We start from the raw sequence: 19,185 nt of genomic DNA on the forward strand, positions 1-19,185 counted from the left end.
CTGCCTGCCATGAGCGACTTCGTCCAGACTTCCATCCGCAACCGCACGGGCCATATCGTGCTCGACCGTCCGAAAGCCTTGAATTCCCTGTCGCTGGAGATGGTGCGCGCCCTGAGCGCGGCCCTGCTGGCCTGGCGCGACGATCCGCAGGTGGACGCCGTGGTGATCCGCTCCAGCAGTGAAAAAGCCCTGTGCGCCGGCGGCGACATCCGTTTCTTTTTCGATGCTGGCTTGGCCACGCCGCAAGGCGGCAGCGCCATGCTGGAAGATTTCTTTACGGAAGAATATGCTTTAAATCATTTAATTCATTTCTACCCGAAACCGTATATCGCCGTGATGGATGGCGTGGTGATGGGCGGCGGCATGGGCGTGGCGCAAGCCGGGCCGGGCAACCGCCTGCGCATCGTGACGGGCCGCACGCGCATGGCCATGCCGGAAGTCAATATCGGCTTGTTTCCCGACGTGGGCGGCAGTTATTTTCTATCCCGCCTGGCCGGCCAGCTGGGCCTGTACCTGGGCTTGACGGGCTTGACGATCAACGCGGCCGATGCCCTGTACACGGGGCTGGCCGATGTCTACCTGCCTGAGGCGCAGATGGGGGCGCTGCTGGACCTGTTCGAATCGACGCGGGGCGAGGCCTTGCCGGTGGCCATCAAGGCGCTGGCGGCGCCTTTCCAGGCCGAGGCGGGGGTATCTCCCCTGGCCACGGCGCGCACGGCGCTGGACCGCCATTTCGGCGCCCCTTCCGTGGCCGCCATCATGGCCTCGCTGGCGCAGGATGACAGCGCGTTCGCGGCCAAGGCGCTGGCGGCCATGCGCCTGCGTTCGCCCTTGATGATGTCGGTGACCCTGGAATTGCTGCAGCGGGGCGCCCACCTGGGCGTGGCCGATTGCCTGCGCATGGAGCGCACGGTGGTGCGCCATAATTTCGAACATGGCGAAGTGCTCGAGGGCGTGCGCGCGCTGGTGGTCGACAAGGACAATGCACCGCGCTGGAACCCTGCCAGCCTGGACGACGTCGATGCGGCCATGGTGGCGCGCTTCTTTGCCCCCGTCTGGCCAGCCGCGGCGCATCCGCTGCGCCACCTCGACTAATTAGCTGCGTTCGCGGTGGCGCAGGACGACGCGCTCGTTGGGGCCGAAATACTGCGCCAGCCGCTCCGCCATGTACACGGAGCGGTGCTGGCCGCCCGTGCAGCCCAGGGCCACCGTCAGGTAGCTGCGGTTGTCGGACTTGAATGACGGCAACCATTTCTCGATGAAGGCGCGGATGTCGGCCAGCAGTTCCAGCGCGCTCGGCTGCGCGTCGAGGAAGGCGATCACGGGCGCATCGCGGCCGTCGAGCGGGCGCAGCGCCAGGTCGTAATAGGGATTCGGCAAGGCCCGCACGTCGAAGACGAAATCGGCGTCCAGCGGCACGCCCAGCTTGAAGGCGAACGATTCGAAGAACAGGGTCAGCGGCGCGCGTTCGGAGGCGACGATATCCTTGATCCAGGCGCGCAGCTTGTTGGCGCTCAGTTCCGACGTGTCGATCACATGGCCCAGCTGTTCGATGGCTGACAGGCGTTCGCGTTCTTCCGAGATGCACTCGATCAGCGTGCGGCGACTGGCCGGATTCTGGTTCGGACGCAATTCGTGCGACAGCGGATGGCTGCGCCGCGTTTCCGAGAAGCGCGCCACCAGCGAATGCGTGGTGGCCGTCAAGAACATGACCTTGACGTCATGCCCCTGGTCGCGCAGCAGGGCCACATTGTGCGGCAGGCTGGTCAGCGACTCGGCGCTGCGCGCATCGACGGCGACGGCCAGTTGCGGTGTACCTTCGTCGAGCAGGGTCTGCACCAGGCTGGGCAGCAAGGCCGGCGGCAGGTTGTCGACACAATAGTAGCCGGTATCTTCCAGCACATTGAGCGCAACGGATTTACCGGAGCCGGATATTCCGGTGATAAGGACGATATGCATACGCCGATCATACAATAAAGATCGGCGCTCTGCTTCCAAGGCAATTATCTTTACAAATTATTGCAATTTGGAATGTGATATTGCCGGGATTGGCAGGGCGCTCTCGTCACGACCGTAGGTCGGCTTAGCGCGTCGCGCGTAAGCCGACACCGCGGCATGGGCCAACAATGTCGTCGGATTACGCACGGCGTTGCCGCGCTAATCCGACCTACTTGCTAATCGCCACTCATTGCCAACCTCTGCCGCTCCATGAACTCCTGCAAGGTATCGATGCCGCGCAATTGCAAAATCGTGTTGCGCACGGCCGCTTCCAGCAGTACGGCGATGTTGCGGCCGGCGGCGACGGGGATGACGACCTTGCGCACGGGCAAACCCAGCACGTCTTCCGTGGGGAACAGGAAAGGCAGGCGCTCGACTTCCTCTTCCAGCGCGTTGCGGCGCACCAGATGCACGATCAGTTTCAGGCGCATCTTGCGGCGCACGGCCGTTTCGCCAAAGATGGCCTTGATATCGAGCAAGCCCAGGCCCCGCACTTCCAGCAGGTTTTGCAGCAAAGGCGGGCAGCGGCCTTCGATCATGTTGGGCGCGATGCGCGAGAATTCGACGGCGTCGTCGGCCACCAGGCCGTGGCTGCGCGAAATCAGTTCCAGCCCCAGTTCGCTCTTGCCCAGGCCCGAATCGCCCGTGATCAGCACGCCCACGCCCAGCACGTCCATGAACACGCCATGCATGATGATGCGTTGCGCCAGCTTTTTGGACAGGTAGACGCGCAGGAAGTCGATCACTTGCGCGGCCGGCAGCGGGGTGGAGAACAGGGGAATGTTTTGCTCGTCGCAGATGGCGAGGATGTCGGGCGGCGTTTCCAGTCCTTGCGCGATGATCAGCGCGGGCGGACCGCCGGCGATCAGCTCGCCAATCACGTGGGTGCGCGTGTTGACCTTCAGGCGCTGGTAGTAATTGATTTCCTGGTGGCCGAAGACCTGGATGCGGCCCGGATGGATCAGGTTCAAGTGGCCCACCTGGTCGGCGGCCGACGAGACATCGCCCGAGATCAGGCGCTCGCCGCCGGGGAAGCCGGCGAACCAGCCCAGTTGCAGACTTTCACGATTGTCGTCGTACAGGCGTTGTATCGTCAGTGGCGTTTGCAACATGGCAGTCTTCTTCTTCAGGAGTGGAGGAATACCTGAAGTTTAACCCGCCGCTTGCAGACTAGGTTGCCAATTGACGATGCGCGAATGTACGGATTTCGGTTCCGGATCCGTGGCCAGTGCCGTGCGGAAGGCGTCATCGGAAAACATTTCAGCGATTTCCGACAGGATTTCCAGATGTTGCTGGGTGACATGATCGGGAATCAGCAGGAAAAACAGCAGATTGACAGGCTTGCCATCGGGCGACTCGAACGGAATCGGCTCGGCCAGGCGGACGAAGGCGCCCAGCGGCGATTTCAAGGTTTTGCTGCCCTTGACCCTGCCATGCGGCACGGCCACGCCATGGCCCAGACCAGTCGAGCCCAGGCGTTCGCGGGCAAACAGATTGTCCGAGACGGTAGAGCGGGCGATGCCGTAATTGTTTTCGAAGATCAGGCCGGCTTGCTCGAAGGCACGTTTTTTACTGGAGACTTCCAGGTCCAGCAGGACGTTTTCGAGGGATAGTATTTTGCTAAGATTAGTCATGACACTCAATGAAATGGTGCAATGCGCAGAGGGCTTGCGAGCCGAATTATAGGCCTGTTTCCGCGGCCTGTAACGCCAATTCTCAACAGTATACGCCCGCTGCGGGCGCAGTGGGCGCTACAGCCCATGTCACCATCATTTTAGCAAAAAAATAACATCGGCGTGTATCGGCTATTTCTTGATTAAAAACACGCGGCGCGCCGGTTTTTCCGCCGCCGAATGCCGATTTTCCGATTTTTCAGCGTCTTTGACATGCTCTGCGGCACTACTGCAACGTTGTTTTAAAACACAGCCAACATTCCTGTTGGCATGGTTTCATGGTGTTGCGCGGTGTTGCCTAATGTTACTGACGGGCGTTGCGCAGATTGCCCGGCATCGCTCCCGTGCTGAAGTTGCTGCGCCAAGGATTGATATCGAGGCCGCCGCGGCGCGTATAGCGCGCATACACGGACAGTTTTTGCGGCTTGCACTGACGCAAGATATCGACAAAGATGCGTTCCACGCATTGTTCGTGGAATTCATTGTGCTCGCGGAAACCGATCAGGTAACGCAGCAGGCTTTCCTGGTCGATCTGCGGTCCCGCATACTCGATCTGCACGCTGCCCCAGTCGGGCTGGCCCGTCACCAGGCAATTCGATTTGAGCAAGTGCGAGACGAGTTTTTCTTCCACTGGCGCTTCGTCCAGCGCTGCCTTCAGCAGCAGCGGCGAGGGCGTGTATTGCGTGATTTCCAGGTCCAGGCGGTCCAGCAGCACGCCATCGAATTCGCCCATTTTCAGCTTGCCGAAATCTTCCTGCAAAGTCAGTTCCACTTGCACGGGCGCGCCGAAACCGTTCGATAAATCCTGCTTGAGCAAGGCCACCAGCGCATCCGGGCTGTCCAGTTTGGTCTGGTTGAAGGAGTTCAGGTACAGCTTGAATGATTTCGACTCGATGATGTTCGGCGAATCGGCCGGCGCGCTGACCTTGGCGATGGCCACCTGCGGCTTGCCGCGCTGGTTCAGCCACGACAGTTCATAGGCATTCCAGATATCGAGGCCGAAAAACGGCAAGGTGCCGTGCAATTCCAGCTCGTCGCGCTTGCCCTGGCGCGGAATGGGAAACAGCAGTTCCGGCGCGTAATCGGTGCGGTAGGCGGAGCTTTTGCCCAGCGGGGATTGTTCGGCGAGGTCGTTGGTGGTGGTCATGGTCGTGTGGCGTGAATTCAGTCAAGGACGCATGGTAGCCTAATTCCCCCGACGGCGAGTAGCCGCCGTCGGGAGGTGATGCTTAACCCAGGAACAGCTTATAGACGGGATTGCTGCTTTCATCCCAGTAACGGTACCCCAGGGTATCGAGGAAGCGGGCGAACTCTCCCATTTCATCGGGCGGCACTTGCAAGCCGATCAGGATGCGGCCCACGTCGCCGCCCTGGCTGCGGTAATGGCAAAGTGAAATATTCCAGTTCGGCGCCATGCTGTCGAGGAAGCGCATCAGCGCGCCCGGGCGCTCGGGGAACTCGAAGCGGTACAGCAGCTCGTCTTGCGCCAGCCGGCTCTTGCCGCCCACCAGGTGGCGGATGTGCGACTTGGCCAGCTCGTCGTGGGTCAGGTCCAGCGTCTTGAATTCGTGTTCCTCGAAGGTCTTTGCCAGCACGCTCGATTCATGCCGGTCGGCAATCTGGATGCCGACGAACACGTGCGCGGCTTTTTCATCGCTGATGCGGTAATTAAATTCCGTCACGTTGCGCGCGCCGATGAGCGAGCAGAAACGTTTAAAACTGCCCCGCTGTTCGCGCATGGTGACGGCAAACACGGCTTCGCGGAATTCGCCCAGTTCGGCCCGTTCCGCGACGAAGCGCAAACGGTCGAAATTCATGTTCGCGCCGCTGGCGATGGTGACCAGCGTTTCATTGTTGACGGGATGCTTGGTCAGGCTGGCCCGTTCCACATAGGCCTTGGCACCGGCGATGGCCAGCGCGCCGGACGGTTCCAGAATGCTGCGCGTATCCGTAAACACATCCTTGATGGCGGCGCAGATGGCGTCCGTGTCGACGGTGATGATTTCATCGACATACGCCTGCACCAGGCGGAAAGTTTCCTCGCCGGCCAGGCGCACGGCCGTGCCGTCGGCAAACAGGCCCACGTCGTTCAGGGTCACGCGCTCGCCCGCTTTCAGCGAGCGGGCCATGGCGTTCGAATCGACGCTTTGCACGCCGATGATCTTGATGTCGGGACGGATCTGTTTCACGTAGGCGGCAATGCCGGCGATCAGGCCGCCGCCGCCGATGGGTGCGAAGATGGCGTGGATGGGGCCGGCGTGCTGGCGCAGGATTTCCATACCGATCGTGCCCTGGCCGGCGATCACGTCCGGATCGTCGAACGGGTGCACGAAGGTCAGCTTCTGTTCCTTTTCCAGGGTCAGCGCGTGGTTGTAGGCATCCGTGTAGGACTCGCCGTGCAGCACCACTTCCACATTCACGCCGCCGCGGCCCTTGACTGCCTCGACCTTGACCAGCGGCGTGGTGGTCGGCATGACGATGACGGCACGGCAACCCATGCGCGCGGCCGACAGGGCCACGCCCTGGGCATGGTTGCCGGCCGAGGCGCAAATCACGCCGCGCTTGCGTTCCGCTTCGCTCAGCTTGGACATCTTGTTGTAGGCGCCACGAATCTTGAAGCTGAACACGCTTTGCATGTCTTCGCGCTTGAAGTAAATCTGGTTGTTCAGGCGCTGCGACAGGGCAGGGGCCAGTTCCAGTGGCGTTTCGGTAGCGACGTCATAGACGCGGGCGGTCAGGATTTTCTTGAGGTAGTCGATGTTCATAGTCTGCAAGCAAGTGATTCTGGGCCAGAAAGGGTCTGGAACGTGTCGGGCGATAGCGGCGGCGCGGCGGCGGATAGCCTGGCGACAATAATGCTCTATGGAACTGCGGGCGGGTAGGCCTTTGCCGGCCGGCGCGGATTGTGCGGCGCGCAAGCTGCTCTTCATTATAATGGAGAGCCTTACTGCATCGCGAAGTGTTCCATGATCGAATCCGCAATCGCCTGGCTGCTGCAACTGATCGCAGCGCCGGAAGTCGGGCTGACATCGGTCTTTCTGATCAGCTTTATTTCCGCCACCTTGTTGCCGCTCGGCTCGGAACCGGCCGTCTTTGCCGTCATCAAGGCCAATCCCGCGCTGTTCTGGGCCGCCATCGGCGTCGCCACCCTGGGCAATACTCTGGGCGGTATCGTCGACTACTGGATGGGCTACCGGGCCAAGCAGGCGTTTGCCAAGGAGCGCGACACGCGCTGGTTCCGCTGGTTGGCCCGCTATGGGGCCAAGACCATGCTGCTGGCCTGGCTGCCGCTCGTGGGCGACCCCCTGTGCACGCTGGCCGGCTGGCTCAAGCTGCCGTTCTGGCCCAGCGTGGCCTACATGGCCGTCGGCAAGTGCGCGCGCTACCTGACCATGACGGGCTTGCTGCTGTACGTGCCCGATGGCGTATGGCACAGGATTGGACAAATGCTGGCGTAAACAGCAGGCAAACGGGCGTAATGCAACGCCAGTTTGCCCCATTTTTGGGCAGTTCGATAGTTTGCAGCAGAGTCCGATTCTTGGCATTTTTGCGTCAAAAAATCACCAATACTGATTTTTTATTCATGCAAAAGAAGGCTTTTCCATATTTGCTATGGTGTCGGATGGGGTGTTTAAACCTTAGGCGGCCTAAGGCTGTTCCGGCATGGTGCGGCGCAATAAGATAAAATGGGCCTTTAGGGTCCAGTCCACATCGTCACCACACTCCATGAACGCTCCCGCACATATCCAAGCTTTACTGGCAGAAACGCCGAATGGTCCCGCAGCAAGCCGCCTGCGCGAAATCCCGTATAACTACACGTCGTTTTCCGATCGCGAGATCGTCATACGCCTGTTGGGGGAGGACTCCTGGCGCCTGCTCGACGAGCTGCGCGGCGCCCGTCAGACAGGCCGTTCGGCCCGCATGCTGTACGAGGTGCTGGGCGATATCTGGGTCGTGCGCCGCAATCCGTATCTGCAAGATGACTTGCTCGACAACCCGAAGCGCCGCCAGGGCTTGATCGATGCCTTGCATCACCGCCTGGCCGAAGTCGACAAGCGCCGCCTGTCCATCGATGCGGCCGGCGGCGACGTGGCCGCCAGTGGCGAATCGCCCGAAGTTGCCAAGGCGCGTAGCGCCAATGTGGAGTTGCTGCTGAAAGCGGCCAGCAAGGCCGTGGCCGACTTTGGCGACGAATTCCGCAAGACCTACGACTTGCGCAAGCGCACGGTCAAGGTGCTGGGCCGCTACACGGAAAAACACAATGTGCGCTTCGACGGCATGACGCGCGTGTCGCACGTGACGGACGCCACCGACTGGCGTGTGGAATACCCGTTCGTCGTCCTGACGCCCGACACGGAAGAGGAAATGGCCGGCCTGGTGAAAGGCTGTATCGAGCTGGGACTGACCATCATCCCGCGCGGCGGCGGCACCGGCTACACGGGCGGCGCGATTCCATTGACGCCGATGTCGGCCGTCATCAACACGGAAAAACTCATTACCCTGGGCGCTGTGGAAATGACGGTCTTGCCGGGCCTCACGCACGAATACGCGACGATCAATTCGGGCGCGGGCGTGATCACGAATAAAGTGTCGGAAGCGGCCGAGAAGGCCGGTTTCGTGTTTGCCGTCGACCCGACCTCGGCGCACGCCTCTTGCATCGGCGGCAACGTCGCCATGAATGCGGGCGGCAAGAAGGCCGTGCTGTGGGGCACGGCGCTGGACAACCTGGCTTCGTGGCGTATGGTCGACCCGAACGGCGACTGGCTCGACGTCACGCGCCTCGACCATAACCTGGGCAAGATCCACGATATCGCGCTGGCACGTTTCCAGCTGGAATGGCGCCACCCGAGCACGCGCGACGCGACGAAGCCGAACGCACCGTTCAAGACGGAAATCCTGGAAATTCCTGGCCGCAAGTTCCGTAAAGAGGGACTGGGCAAGGACGTAACGGACAAATTCCTCGCCGGCTTGCCGGGCATCCAGAAAGAAGGCTGCGACGGCCTGATCACGTCGGCGCGCTGGATTCTGCACAAGATGCCGAAGTTCGCCCGTACCGTCTGCCTGGAGTTCTTTGGCCAGGCGCGCGACGCGATCCCGTCGATCGTGGAAATCAAGGATTACCTCGATGGCTTGCCGGCCAAGGGCGAGCAATATACGACCATCCGCCTGGCGGGCCTGGAGCACCTGGACGAGCGCTACCTGCGCGCCGTCGGCTACGCCACCAAGTCGAAGCGGGGCGTGCTGCCGAAGATGGCCCTGTTTGGCGACATCGTCGGCGACGATGAAAACGCCGTGGCGCAAGCGGCGTCGGAAGTGGTGCGCATCGCCAACACCCGCGTGGGCGAAGGTTTTGTTGCCGTCAGCCCGGAAGCGCGCAAGAAATTCTGGCTCGATAGAGCCCGCACGGCGGCGATCGCCAAGCACACGAATGCGTTCAAGATCAATGAAGACGTGGTGATTCCCCTGAACCGCATGGGCGAATACACGGATGGCATCGAGCGCATCAATATCGAGCTGTCGATCAAGAACAAGCTGCAACTGGCGGATGCCTTGAGCGAATTCTTTGGCAAGGGCAACTTGCCTGTTGGCAAGAGCGACGATGCATCGGATGACCGGGTCGACGATGCGGAAATGCTGGGCGACCGCGCCGAGCAGGCACAGCAGTTGCTGGCGCAAGTCACGGCACGCTGGACCTATCTGCTGGCCCAGCTGGACCGTCCGCTGGCGGACGTGAAGGGCGAATTGGCCGAACTGGGCATGGAACGCTTGCTGCCCGTGTTTGATGCGCGCCTGGAAACGCAGCCTGACGCCACCCTGTTCGACGTGGTGCAGGACCGCACCGTGCGCATCACCTGGAAGCAGGAAATCCGCGCCCAGTTGCGCCAGATCTTCAACGGCGCCGCATTCAAGCTGATCCTCGACGAGGCAACCGCCATCCACGCGCGCATCCTGCGTTCGCGCGTCTTTGTCGCGCTGCACATGCACGCAGGCGACGGCAACGTGCACACGAACTTGCCCGTCAACTCGGACAATTACGAAATGCTGCAGGACGCCCATGAAGCCGTGGGCCGCATCATGATTTTGGCCCGCTCGCTGAATGGCGTCATTTCCGGCGAACACGGTATCGGCATTACCAAGCTGGAATTCTTGACGGAAGAAGAGATCGGCGAGTTCCGCAGCTACAAGCAGCGCATCGATCCGGAAGGCCGTTTCAACAAGGGAAAATTGTTGAACTTGCCGGGCATGGGCGCCGACTTGCGCAATGCCTACACGCCATCGTTCGGCCTGATGGGCCACGAATCCTTGATCATGCAGCAAAGCGATATCGGCGCCATCGCCGACAGCGTCAAGGATTGCTTGCGTTGTGGCAAGTGCAAGCCCGTGTGCTCGACCCACGTGCCGCGCGCCAATTTGCTGTACTCGCCGCGCGACAAGATCTTGGCGACCTCGTCCCTGATCGAAGCGTTCCTGTACGAAGAGCAGACGCGCCGCGGTATTTCCATCAAGCATTGGGAAGAGTTCGAAGACGTGGCCGACCATTGCACGGTCTGCCATAAGTGCGTCACGCCTTGCCCCGTGAATATCGATTTCGGCGACGTGTCGATGAACATGCGCAACTTGCTGCGCAAGATGGACAAGAAGAGCTTTAATCCGGGCACCAAGGCGACGATGATGTTCCTCAACGCCACCGATCCCGTGACCATCAACGCCACGCGCAAGGTCATGATCGGCTGGGGTTACAAGGCGCAGCGCCTGGGCCATGACTTGCTGAAGAAGTTTGCCAAGAAGCAAACCAAGGCGCCGCCGCCATCGACGGGCAAGCCGCCCGTCAAGGCGCAGGTGATCCATTTCATCAACAAAAAGATGCCGGGCAATCTGCCGAAGAAATCGGCGCGCGCGCTGCTCGACATCGAAGACGACAAGGTCATCCCGATCATCCGCAATCCGAAGACGACGACGGCCGATACGGAAGCCGTGTTCTACTTCCCTGGTTGCGGTTCGGAACGTTTGTTCTCGCAAGTGGGCCTGGCCACGCAAGCGATGCTGTGGGAAGTGGGCGTGCAGACGGTCTTGCCGCCGGGCTACCTGTGCTGCGGTTATCCGCAGCGGGGCGCGGGCGAGTTCGACAAGGCCGAGAAGATGATGACGGATAACCGCGTCCTGTTCCACCGCATGGCCAACACGCTCAATTATCTGGACATCAAGACGGTGCTCGTCTCGTGCGGCACCTGTTACGACCAGCTGGCCACGTATCAGTTTGAAAAGATTTTCCCTGGCTGCCGCATCATGGATATCCATGAGTATCTGCTGGAGAAAAACGTCAAGCTGGAAGGCGTCAACGGCACCCGTTATATGTACCACGAGCCATGCCACAATCCGATGAAGCTGCAGGAATCGGGCAAGACCATCAATTCCCTGATCAGCACGGTGGATAACGTGAAGATCGAGAAGAATGACCGTTGCTGCGGCGAATCGGGTTCGCTGGCCGTCACGCGCCCCGATATTTCCACGCAAGTGCGTTTCCGCAAGGAAGAAGAAATGGTCAAGGGCGCCGACAAGCTGCGCGGCGACGGTTTCACGGGCGATGTGAAGATCCTCACCAGTTGCCCGTCGTGCCTGCAAGGCTTGTCGCGCTACAATGACGATTCGGGCACGACGGCCGACTACATCGTCGTCGAGATCGCCAAACACTTGCTGGGAGAGAACTGGATGCCGGATTACGTGAAACGCGCCAATGACGGCGGCATTGAGCGGGTGTTGGTGTGACCTGCGATCTGTGCACACTGCTCGACGGCTTTGCCAACAAGCAGGGCTGTGAAGCCTTGCTGTGGCGCAGCGAGCGCCTGTCCGTCGTGGCGGTTGATGACGCCGCCTATCCCGGCTTTTGCCGCGTGATCTGGAACAAGCACGTCAAGGAAATGACGGATCTCACGCCCGGTGAGCGCAACTATGTGATGGAAGTCGTGTGGCAAGTCGAACTGGCCGTGCGGGAAGTGATGCAGCCGGAAAAGGTCAACGTGGCCAGTTTCGGCAACATGACGCCGCACGTGCACTGGCACGTGATTCCCCGCTACCGCGACGACGCGCATTTTCCGAATCCCAGCTGGGCGGTGATCCAGCGCGAGACGGCACCCGAGGTGCTGGCCGCGCGCCGCGCCCTGTTGCCGGCCTTGCGCGACGCCATCATTCAACGTTTATCCGCATAAAGTATTGTCATGACTGAAAAAGTAGCAACGCCCCAACCCACCGGCTTGACCGTGCATAACCAGTCGCGCGTGCTCGACGTGGCTTTCGATGATGGCAGCGAATTTGCGCTGCCGTTCGAATACCTGCGCGTGTACTCGCCGTCGGCCGAAGTGCAAGGCCATGGCAAGGGCCAGGAAACCTTGCAATTAGGAAAACGCCTGGTCGGCATCACGGGCCTGGAACCGGTCGGCAACTACGCCGTGCAGCCCACCTTCAGCGATGGCCACAATTCCGGCCTGTACACCTGGGCTTATCTGTACAAGCTGGGCGCGGAGCAAGCGACCCTGTGGCAGGATTATCTGGACCGCCTGACGGCAGCCGGCTATCCGGGCGACAGCGGCCGCGACGCCAAGGCCGACATGACGGTCAAGCAATCTTCCGGCGGTCATGTTCATGGGCCCAGTTGCGGGCACAAACACTAAGGTGAAAAAATAATGCGTTAAGCTTGTCGGATTGCCGCATATCCATTCGTCGTATGAATGCCCGCGCTTGCGGGCATTTTTCTTTTGGAGAAGAGACTATGGAATACATGATCCTGATCTACGCCGACGAGGCGCGCTATGAAGCCATGGAGGAGGGCCAGATGGCCAGCCTGATGGCCGACTTTGCCAGCTATACGCAAGACCTGGAGGCCGCTGGCGTGCTGCGCGGGGGCGCGGAACTGGCGCCCGTACGCAGCGCCACCAGCGTGCGTGTGCAAAACGGCAAGGCTGTCATCACGGATGGGCCGTTCGCGGAAACCAAGGAGCAGCTGGGCGGCTATTACCTGCTGGATTGCGCCCACCTGGACGAGGCGCTGGCCTGGGCCGGGCGCTGTCCGGCCGCCTCCCTGGGCACCATCGAAGTACGGCCTGTCACGGCATAAACATGGCCGGCGACGCCATTGCGGCCGTCGAGCACGTCTTTCGCCAGGAAAAGGGCAGGGTGCTGGCCGGCCTGATGCGGCGCTTCGGCGACCTGGGTCTGGCGGAAGATGTGTTGCAGGAAGCGTGCAGCAAAGCGCTGGAACTGTGGCCGCGGGCGGGCATCCCCGATAATCCCGCCGCCTGGCTCAGTGCCGTGGCGCGCAATGCGGGCCTCGATCACGTGCGCCGGGCAGGCAAGAGCGTCAGCGAGGCCGAAGCCGTGCTGTCCTGCCTGCCGGCGGCCGTGATTGAAGAAGCGCACGCCATCGGGGACGACCGCCTGCGCCTGCTGTTCATCTGCTGCCATCCCGCGCTGGCGCCCGAGGCGCAGGTGGCGCTGGCCCTGCGCACCCTGTGTGGCTTGTCCACGGCCGAGATCGCGCGCGCCTTCGGCGTGGCGGAAGCGGCCCTGTCGCAGCGCTTATTGCGCGCCAGGCGCAAGATCGCCGAAGCGCGCATTCCTTTCGAGTTGCCACCTGAGCAAGAATTGCAGCAACGGCTGGCGCAAGTGCTGCACGTGATTTACCTGGTGTTCAGCGAAGGTTATTGCGCCAGCGGCGGCGACACCCTGCTGCGCGCCGACCTGTGCGCGGAGGCGCTGCGCCTGGGGCGGCTGCTTGACAGCCTGCAGCCCGGCCAGCCGGAAGTGCAGGGGCTATTGGCCCTGATGCTGCTGCAGGCGTCGCGCGGTCCGGCCCGCCTGTCGCCCGAGGGGCATTTGCTGACCCTGGAAGAGCAGGACCGGCGCCTGTGGGATGACGCCCTGATTGCCGAGGGACTGGCGCTGCTGGAATTGGCTTTGCTTGCGCGCGCGCCAGGGGTATATCAGCTGCAGGCAGCCATTGCCGCTTTGCACGCCAAAGCTCCCACGGCCAGCCAGACGGACTGGCGCCAGATCAGCGCCCTGTACGGCGCCTTGCTGCGGCACAAGCCGGAACCGTTGATCTTGCTCAATGCCGTGATCGCCTGCGCCATGGCGTACGGTGCCGCACACGGCCTGGCCTGGCTGGCGCGGCTGGAAACCGTGCCCAGTCTTGCCAATTCGCACTATTTGCACGCGGCCCGGGCCGACTTGCTGCGCCGCCAGGGCGACCGGCCGGGGGCGCTGGCGGCGTATGCCCGGGCGGCAATGCTGGCTTCGAATGCAGTGGAAAGGCAATACCTTCTCCGGCGTCACGGGGAAATGCGCCTGCCGCTTGTATAATGCTCCCAAGTTCAAACAGACTGCCTACCATGACCAATACGACCCATTTCGGATACAAAACAGTTGCAGAAGACGACAAAGTGCGCGAAGTCGCCAAGGTGTTCCATTCCGTCGCTGCCAAATACGACGTGATGAACGACTTGATGTCGGGCGGGCTGCACCGTCTGTGGAAGACGTTTACCATTGCCAATGCGGGCGTGCGCCCCGGTTTCAAGGTGCTCGACATCGCCGGCGGCACGGGCGACCTGTCGAAGGCATTCGCCAAGCAGGCGGGCCCTACCGGCGAAGTCTGGTTGACCGATATCAATGAATCGATGTTGCGCGTGGGCCGCGACCGCCTCTTGAATCGCGGCTTGCTCACCCCCACCATGTTGTGTGACGCGGAAAAGCTGCCATTCCCCGATAATTATTTTGACCGTGTCAGCGTGGCCTTTGGCTTGCGCAACATGACGCACAAGGATGTGGCGCTGGCGGAAATGCGCCGCGTGCTGAAACCGGGCGGCAAGCTGCTGGTGCTGGAGTTTTCCAAGGTGGCAGCGCCCCTGCAAAAGCCGTACGACCTGTATTCGTTCTCGGTCTTGCCGTGGTTCGGACAGAAAATCGCCGGCGACGCGGAAAGTTATCGCTACCTGGCAGAATCGATCCGCATGCATCCGGACCAGGAAACGCTGAAGACCATGATGGAAACGGCGGGCCTGGAGCGCGTGCAGTACTACAATTTGACGGCAGGCATTGCCGCTTTGCATACCGGCATCAAGATGTAATTCAAGCTGTAACTCACCAAGCCGGTGATTTTAGGAGATGGAATGAAATTGAAGAAATTTATGGTCGGCATGATGCTGGCCGCGACCACGGTATCCATGCTGGGCGAGGCGCTGGCCCGTCCCATGGGCGGTGGCCGTTCGTTTGGCCGCCAGTCGCAAAACGTGGGGCGCCAGGCGCCCGCACCGGCGCCAACGCCGGCACCGGCCGCCGCGCCACGCCAGGCGCAACCTGCGCCGGCCCCCGCGCCAGCGCCTGCCGCCAAGGCGCCGAGCCGCTGGAAAGGCTTGCTGGGCGGCGCCTTGCTGGGCCTGGGCCTGGGCGCGCTGCTGTCGCATTTTGGCCTGGGCGGCGCCCTGGCCAGCATGATCAGCACCCTGCTGATGGTGGCCTTGCTGGCCGGCGTGGCGTTCTTCATCTACCGCATGGTGCGCGGCAAGCGCGACAACAATGCTGGCGGCAATGCGCCGTTCGCCGGTTTTGGCGGCAACCAGCCTGCGCCAGCCGGCAACGTGCCTGACATCGGTTCGCGCATTCCACCGCTGCCGCCGCTGCAGCCTGTCTCGTCCGGCGTAGGCCTGGATAAGCCGGTCCCGGCACCGGCCGCGCCATGGGGCGTGCCAGGCGACTTCGACAAGGATGCCTTCCTGCGCCACGCGAAAAGCAATTTCATTCGCTTGCAAGCGGCCTGGGACAAGGCCGACGTCAACGATATCCGCGAATTCACGTCGCCGGAAGTGTATGCCGAACTGCGCATGCAAATCCAGGAACGGGGCGCGCAGCCGGACTTTACCGATGTCGTCACCATCGATGCCGAACTGCTGGGCATCGAGACGAGCGTCAACGATTACCTGGCCAGCGTGAAGTTTACGGGCCTGATCCGTTCGGCGCCTGGCGCGGCAGCGGAACCGTTCGCGGAAGTATGGAATATGTCGAAACCCGTCAGCGGCAATAGCGGCTGGGTCTTGGCAGGCATCCAGCAATTGAATTAATTGTAAAAACTTGCTGAATAATGGCTTAAGTCCATGCGGAATGCATGATGCTTAACAGATATTTCCTGCTGAACTGGTAAGATCGAAACCGCCCACGTTGTTTTACGGGCGGTTTTTTCTTTTTAGGGGCGCGCCTGGCGCGCTGTATATAGATGGCACCACTTCCCGATCTCTCCCTGATGACGCCCGTCATCGCGACAATTAACCATTTGCTGGCGCAAGAGCCGTGGGCGCGCCAGCAGCTGGCCGTGCACGCTGGCAAGCTGGCCTGTATCGACACGGGCGCCGTGGCCTTGCGCCTGCGCGTCGACAGGGCCGGCATGCTGGAAGCGGCGCCGGCCGACATGCCGGCCAACGTCACCATCCGCGTGAAATTGTCCGATGTGCCGCTGATCCTGCAAAACCGCGAGCGGGCGTTTTCCTACGTCAAGATCGAAGGCGATGCCGAGTTTGCCAATGCGATTTCGCAATTGAGCAAGGGCCTGCGCTGGGAAGCGGAGCACGACCTGGAAAAGGTCGTGGGACCCATGCTGGCCACGCGCCTGGTTGCCGGTGCCAGGGATGCCGCCGCCTTTGTGCGCACGGGCCAGCAAAAACTGGCGGAAAACGTGGCCGAATATTTTCTCGACGAACAGCCCATGCTGATCCGTCCTTCTACCTTGCAAGAGTATTCCGCTGGCGTGACGCGCGTGCGCGATGACGTCGAACGCCTGGCCAAGCGCCTTGCCCGGCTGGAAAAGGCGGCCGCCGCCGTCCAGCCGCAGTCCTCCTCACCGGATTTGTCTACATGATATTGAAATTCCTGCGCCTGTTTAAAATCATCCGTGTTTCCATCAAGTACGGTCTGGATGAGATAGCGATTTCTGGTCTGCAAGTTCCCCGCACCGCCAAATTGATCGACACCCTGATTTTCTGGCGCGACCTGTCGTCGCCACGGGGCTTGCGCCTGCGCCTGGCGCTGGAAGAGCTGGGTCCGATTTTCGTCAAATTCGGCCAGGTGCTGTCGACCCGGCGCGACCTGATGCCGCTCGACATCGCCGAAGAACTGGCGCGCCTGCAAGACCGGGTGCCGCCGTTTGATTCCGACCTGGCCATCGCGCAGATCACCAAGTCCCTCGGCGCGCACCCGGATCAGCTGTTTGCCAGCTTCGAGCGCGAACCGGTGGCGTCTGCCTCGATTGCCCAGGTGCACTTCGCCACCTTGAAAGATGGCCGCGAAGTGGCCGTGAAGGTTTTGCGTCCAGGCATGAAAAAGCTGATCGACGAAGACGTGGCCCTGATGCACATCGCCGCCGACTGGACCAGCCGCCTGTGGGCCGACAGCAAGCGCCTGAAACCCAAGGAAGTGGTGGGCGAGTTCGACAAATACCTGCACGACGAGCTGGACCTGATGCGCGAGGCGGCCAACGCCAGCCAGTTGCGCCGCAACTTCGCCAACTCGGAATTGCTGCTGGTGCCGGAAATGCACTGGGATTACTGTTCCAGCAGCGTCATCGTCATGGAGCGCATGTATGGGATTCCCGTGTCGCAGACCGAGCGCCTGGTGGCGGCCGGCGTGGATTTGCGCAAGCTCTCCAGCGATGGCGTGGAAATTTTCTTCACGCAAGTGTTCCGCGACGGCTTTTTCCATGCGGACATGCACCCGGGGAATATTCTTGTATCGATCGCGCCCGAATCGTTCGGCCGCTATATCGCGCTCGACTTCGGCATCGTGGGAACGTTGAACGACTACGACAAGGATTATCTGTCGCAAAACTTCCTCGCCTTCTTCCGCCGCGATTACAAGCGCGTGGCCGAGGCGCATATCGAATCGGGCTGGGCGCCGAAAGACACGCGCGTCGATGAGCTGGAAGCGGCCGTGCGCGCCTGCTGCGAGCCGATCTTCGACCGTCCGCTGAAGGATATTTCTTTCGGGCAAGTCTTGCTGCGTCTGTTCCAGACTTCGCGCCGCTTCAACGTGGAAGTGCAGCCGCAACTGGTGCTGCTGCAAAAGACCCTGCTCAATATCGAAGGCCTGGGCCGCCAGCTGGACCCGGAACTGGACCTGTGGCAAACGGCCAAGCCGTATCTGGAAAGATGGATGAGCAACCAGGTGGGGCCGCAAGGCTTCATGGAGCGCCTGCGCGCCGAGGCGCCCCGTTATGCGCATATCTTCCCGCAATTGCCGCGCTTGCTGCACCAGGCCTTGACGGTGCATGGCGAACCGCGCGAAAACGAGGTGGAACTGATGAAAACCTTGCTGGCTGAGCAACGCCAGACGAATCGATTGCTGAGCTTTATCGTGTACTTCGTGGGCGCCTTCGCCCTCGGCGCGCTGGGCTTGCAAGTGTTCATGCGCTGGCATCAACTGCCGTTTTAACGGTCTGAGGACGTAAGTGATGGCTGACTTCACCACCCGCGATCCGCTGTCGCCCGCCTTCTGGAACGAGCGTTTCGAGAAGCAATTCACGCCGTGGGACCAGGGCGGCGTGCCGTCGCGCCTGCGCAGCTTTGTTGCAGGCAGCCCGGCGCCGCTGCGCTGCCTGATTCCTGGCTGCGGCTCGGCCTATGAACTGGTCTTCATGCTGGATCACGGCTGGGATGCCACGGCCATCGACTTCTCGCCGGCCGCCGTGGCCGCCGCGCGCGCTGTCGTCGGTGCGCGGGCAGGGCAGGTGGTGGAAGCGGATTTCTTTGCCTGGGAACCCGTTGCGCCGCTGGACCTGATCTATGAACGGGCCTTCCTGTGCGCCATGCCGCGCGCCATGTGGCCGCAGGTGGCGGCGCGCTGGGCGCAGCTGCTGGCGCCGGGCGCCATGCTGGCCGGTTACTTTTTCTTTGATGACAATGTCAAGGGACCGCCATTTGGTATGTCGCGTGAGGCACTGCAGGAATTGCTGGCGCCGCATTTCGACTGCCTGGCCGACGAAGCCGTGGACGATTCCATTGCCGTCTTCGCCGGCAAGGAGCGCTGGATGAGCTGGCGCCGCCGGGCGGAGTGAGGCGGGCGGGGCATTTTCCGCTGGGGACAAAGGAAAAGCTTTATAATTCAGGGTTTTTGATGATTTTCTCGGAGTAGAGATGCCGATTTACGCTTACCGTTGTGACGAGTGTGGTTTTGCCAAGGATGTCTTGCAAAAGATCTCCGATCCAGTACTGACGGTGTGCCTGTCGTGCGGCAAGCCCAGTTTCAAGAAACAATTGACGGCCGCCGGTTTCCAATTGAAGGGCACTGGCTGGTACGCGACCGATTTCCGCGGCGGCACGGCGCCCACCACGGCCATTCCAACGGGCCCGGCCGATGGCGCCAAGCCCGCCCCGGCTGCCGAGAGCGCGCCTGCTGCTGCCCCTGCGCCTGCTCCGGTTGCCACTGCGCCGAAAGCGGACTGAAAAGCGCGCCGCGCCGATACGATCCATTACCGAGA

Annotated in this window: 18 protein-coding genes; 13 read left to right on the plus strand and 5 right to left on the minus strand. The window is 61.6% G+C overall.

Features of this window, described 5'->3' with window-relative positions; genetic code table 11:
• Positions 1-9 precede the first annotated feature (9 nt).
• The gene (locus JAB1_RS04400) at positions 10-1,095 is read left to right on the plus strand and encodes an enoyl-CoA hydratase/isomerase family protein (RefSeq protein WP_070278969.1); all 1,086 of its coding nucleotides are present in this window, start codon (positions 10-12) and stop codon (positions 1,093-1,095) included.
• Here the strand turns inward: JAB1_RS04400 and rapZ are convergent, their stop codons facing one another.
• From rapZ to ilvA, 5 genes are all read right to left on the minus strand, one after another.
• Complete coding sequence (gene rapZ / locus JAB1_RS04405; RefSeq protein ID WP_035824128.1) at positions 1,096-1,959, minus strand: RNase adapter RapZ; 864 nt, start codon at positions 1,957-1,959, stop codon at positions 1,096-1,098.
• 215 nt (positions 1,960-2,174) lie between these two features.
• Positions 2,175-3,110 carry an HPr(Ser) kinase/phosphatase gene (gene hprK, locus JAB1_RS04410; protein WP_034753337.1) on the minus strand — a complete coding sequence of 312 codons (936 nt, stop codon included), beginning with the start codon at positions 3,108-3,110 and terminating at the stop codon, positions 2,175-2,177.
• A 39-nt stretch (positions 3,111-3,149) separates the two neighbouring features.
• A complete protein-coding gene (locus JAB1_RS04415) occupies positions 3,150-3,632 on the minus strand; it encodes a PTS sugar transporter subunit IIA (protein ID WP_034753339.1) in 483 nt (160 codons plus the stop codon).
• 343 nt (positions 3,633-3,975) lie between these two features.
• Positions 3,976-4,818: an NADPH-dependent 7-cyano-7-deazaguanine reductase QueF gene (gene queF / locus JAB1_RS04420; protein ID WP_070278970.1), complete on the minus strand. Its 843-nt coding sequence runs from the start codon at positions 4,816-4,818 to the stop codon at positions 3,976-3,978.
• 82 nt (positions 4,819-4,900) lie between these two features.
• A complete protein-coding gene (gene ilvA / locus JAB1_RS04425; RefSeq protein WP_034753344.1) occupies positions 4,901-6,436 on the minus strand; it encodes a threonine ammonia-lyase, biosynthetic in 1,536 nt (511 codons plus the stop codon).
• Positions 6,437-6,637: 201 nt separating this feature from the next.
• Here ilvA and JAB1_RS04430 point away from each other — a divergent pair, with 201 nt between their 5' ends.
• From JAB1_RS04430 to JAB1_RS04485, 12 genes are all read left to right on the plus strand, one after another.
• Positions 6,638-7,129, plus strand: coding sequence for a YqaA family protein (locus tag JAB1_RS04430; protein ID WP_034778395.1), 492 nt, complete (start codon positions 6,638-6,640; stop codon positions 7,127-7,129).
• Between the two features lie 268 nt (positions 7,130-7,397).
• Positions 7,398-11,438, plus strand: coding sequence for a DUF3683 domain-containing protein (locus JAB1_RS04435; RefSeq protein ID WP_070278971.1), 4,041 nt, complete (start codon positions 7,398-7,400; stop codon positions 11,436-11,438).
• Positions 11,435-11,878 carry an HIT family protein gene (locus JAB1_RS04440; RefSeq protein ID WP_070278972.1) on the plus strand — a complete coding sequence of 148 codons (444 nt, stop codon included), beginning with the start codon at positions 11,435-11,437 and terminating at the stop codon, positions 11,876-11,878. Before JAB1_RS04435 ends, JAB1_RS04440 begins: the two co-directional genes overlap by 4 nt.
• Positions 11,879-11,887: 9 nt before the next feature.
• A complete protein-coding gene (locus tag JAB1_RS04445; protein ID WP_070278973.1) occupies positions 11,888-12,340 on the plus strand; it encodes a DUF971 domain-containing protein in 453 nt (150 codons plus the stop codon).
• 98 nt (positions 12,341-12,438) lie between these two features.
• Positions 12,439-12,783 (plus strand): YciI family protein, encoded by a 345-nt coding sequence (locus JAB1_RS04450; RefSeq protein WP_070278974.1) that lies wholly within the window; start codon positions 12,439-12,441, stop codon positions 12,781-12,783.
• A 2-nt stretch (positions 12,784-12,785) separates the two neighbouring features.
• Positions 12,786-14,027, plus strand: coding sequence for a sigma-70 family RNA polymerase sigma factor (locus tag JAB1_RS04455; protein WP_070278975.1), 1,242 nt, complete (start codon positions 12,786-12,788; stop codon positions 14,025-14,027).
• Between the two features lie 29 nt (positions 14,028-14,056).
• The gene (gene ubiE, locus JAB1_RS04460) at positions 14,057-14,791 is read left to right on the plus strand and encodes a bifunctional demethylmenaquinone methyltransferase/2-methoxy-6-polyprenyl-1,4-benzoquinol methylase UbiE (RefSeq protein WP_034778407.1); all 735 of its coding nucleotides are present in this window, start codon (positions 14,057-14,059) and stop codon (positions 14,789-14,791) included.
• Between the two features lie 42 nt (positions 14,792-14,833).
• Positions 14,834-15,781 carry a Tim44-like domain-containing protein gene (locus JAB1_RS04465; protein ID WP_070278976.1) on the plus strand — a complete coding sequence of 316 codons (948 nt, stop codon included), beginning with the start codon at positions 14,834-14,836 and terminating at the stop codon, positions 15,779-15,781.
• Positions 15,782-15,933: 152 nt separating this feature from the next.
• Entirely contained in the window at positions 15,934-16,572 is a 639-nt protein-coding gene (locus JAB1_RS04470) for an SCP2 sterol-binding domain-containing protein (protein ID WP_070278977.1), read from the plus strand.
• On the plus strand, positions 16,569-18,140 hold the full coding sequence (ubiB, locus tag JAB1_RS04475) for a ubiquinone biosynthesis regulatory protein kinase UbiB (RefSeq protein ID WP_034778413.1): 1,572 nt from the start codon (positions 16,569-16,571) through the stop codon (positions 18,138-18,140). Before JAB1_RS04470 ends, ubiB begins: the two co-directional genes overlap by 4 nt.
• A gap of 19 nt (positions 18,141-18,159) precedes the next feature.
• A complete protein-coding gene (locus JAB1_RS04480) occupies positions 18,160-18,762 on the plus strand; it encodes a methyltransferase (RefSeq protein ID WP_070278978.1) in 603 nt (200 codons plus the stop codon).
• Positions 18,763-18,841: 79 nt separating this feature from the next.
• Positions 18,842-19,150 (plus strand): FmdB family zinc ribbon protein, encoded by a 309-nt coding sequence (locus JAB1_RS04485; protein WP_070278979.1) that lies wholly within the window; start codon positions 18,842-18,844, stop codon positions 19,148-19,150.
• Positions 19,151-19,185 lie beyond the last annotated feature (35 nt).

This window comes from Janthinobacterium sp. MP5059B (assembly GCF_001758645.1).
GTDB lineage: Bacteria > Pseudomonadota > Gammaproteobacteria > Burkholderiales > Burkholderiaceae_D > Janthinobacterium > Janthinobacterium lividum.